We start from the raw sequence: 1,822 nt of genomic DNA, 5'->3' as shown, positions 1-1,822 counted from the left end.
GAGGGCGAACGGCGGTCGCGGCGCCGCCCGGTGCCTCGGGCGGTCGGGTGCCGGCCGGGGCCCGGGCCGCGACGTCGGTGCGGCGGCAGTGCTCATCGGGAACCTCCTCAGCGCCCGGCGGCGAGGGCCGCCGGGCCGCCCACGATCGCAGCGCAAGCTCTGAGCCGGCTCTGAGTCGGCCGGCCGACGGGACCCGCCGTGAAGGCGTTCATGCAGGTCAGTAGAGGTGTGATGGTCTACGAACCACTTTCCGGGGTCTCAGCGCCTTCTCATCGGGGCGGGGCAGGATGAGCACCGCGCAGCACGAGCCCGAGGGAGCCCCCATGGACGAGACCGCCGGCCGCCCGGACTGGCGGGTCCTGGTCGTCGACGACGAACCGGACCTGGTCGAGGTGGTGTGCGGGGCCGTCCGCTACGAGGGCTGGCAGGCGCGCGGCGCGACCACCGGCCTGGCCGCCGTCGAGGCCGCCGCGGCCTGGCGGCCGCACGCCGTGGTGCTGGACGTGATGCTGCCCGACCTCGACGGCCTGGAGGTGCTGCGCCGCATCCACGCCGGGCAGCCCGAGGCGCGGGTGCTCTTCCTCACCGCCCGGGACGCCGTCGAGGAACGGATCGCCGGCATCGCGGCCGGCGGCGACGACTACGTGACCAAGCCGTTCAGTCTGGCCGAGGTGGTGGTCCGACTGCGGGGCCTGCTGCGCCGGGCCGCCCCGCCCGCCGCGCCCGGGCAGCCGCCCCCGCACGCCCTGGTGCTCGGCGACCTGGTGCTGGACGACCGGGCCCGCGAGGTCACCCGGGGCGGGGAGACGGTCGAGCTCAGCCCCACCGAGTACGCGCTGCTCGCCCACCTGATGCGCCACCCCCGGCAGGTGCTCAGCAAGGCGCAGATCCTGGACGCCGTCTGGTCGTACGACTTCGGCGGGCAGGCGCACATCGTGGAGCTGTACATCAGCTACCTGCGCAAGAAGGTGGACGCGGGGCGCAGTCCGATGATCCACACGGTGCGCGGCGCGGGCTACCTGATCAAGGCCGCGACGTGAGCGGCGCGCAGGCCCGCGACGCGAAGCGCCTGAAATCCCGTGACCCGAAGCGCCTGGGGTCCCGCGTCGCCCGGCTGGTGCCCCGCACCCTGCGGGCCCGGCTGATCGCCGGACTGCTGGTGCTGCTGGTCGTCACCTGCGCCGCCGTCGGCCTCGCCACCACCGCCGCGATGCGCCACTTCCTGGTCGACCGGCTGGACCAGCAGCTCACCGAGTCCGGCGGACGCTACGCCGCGAGCCTGGAGCACACCGCCCAGGGCGCCGGCCCCGACACCCGGGCCCAGACCCCCGGCACCCTCGGCGTACGGCTGCTCGGCGGCCGGGTCACCGCCGCGGGCGTGGTCGACGGGGACGCCGACGACGTGGACAGCCCCGGCGACGAGGACGACCGGGTCGCCTTCACCCCCGACCAGCAGCACGCGCTGGCCGCCCTGCCCGTCGACGGCCCGGCCCGCACCCTCGACCTCGGCCGGGCCCTGGGCCGCTACCGGGTCCGCGCGGTCACCGGGCGGGACGGCGACGTGCTGGTCAGCGGTCTGCCGCTGCGCCCGGCCGAGGACACCGTCGAGCGGCTGGCGACCCTGGAGCTCACCGTCTTCGCGATCTCCGTCGCCGCAGCCGGTGCTGCCGGGGCCGCCTGGGTCGGCGTCTCGCTGCGCCCGCTGCGGCGGGTGGTGGGCATGGCCGAGCGGGTCAGCGCGCTGCCGCTCGCCAGCGGCGAGGTGATGCTCGCCGAGCGCGTGCCCGACGACGACCCGCGCACCGAGGTCGGCCGGGTCGGC

The 1,822-nt window shown here is 76.3% G+C and carries 1 protein-coding gene and 1 pseudogene; both read left to right on the top strand.

The genetic code is table 11. The features are described from left to right. The first annotated feature begins 323 nt into the window (after positions 1 to 323). On the top strand, positions 324 to 1,040 hold the full coding sequence (locus AE652_RS40660; protein WP_049660886.1) for a response regulator transcription factor: 717 nt from the start codon (positions 324 to 326) through the stop codon (positions 1,038 to 1,040). Further along, positions 1,037 to 1,822, top strand: a pseudogene (locus AE652_RS40655) (two-component sensor histidine kinase); the annotation flags it as partial. The gene AE652_RS40660 and the pseudogene AE652_RS40655, both read left to right, overlap by 4 nt.

This window comes from Kitasatospora sp. MY 5-36 (assembly GCF_001182915.1).
Taxonomy (GTDB): domain Bacteria; phylum Actinomycetota; class Actinomycetes; order Streptomycetales; family Streptomycetaceae; genus Kitasatospora.
Note: the sequence above shows the minus strand (reverse complement) of the source record. Positions and strands in the feature narration are given on the sequence as shown.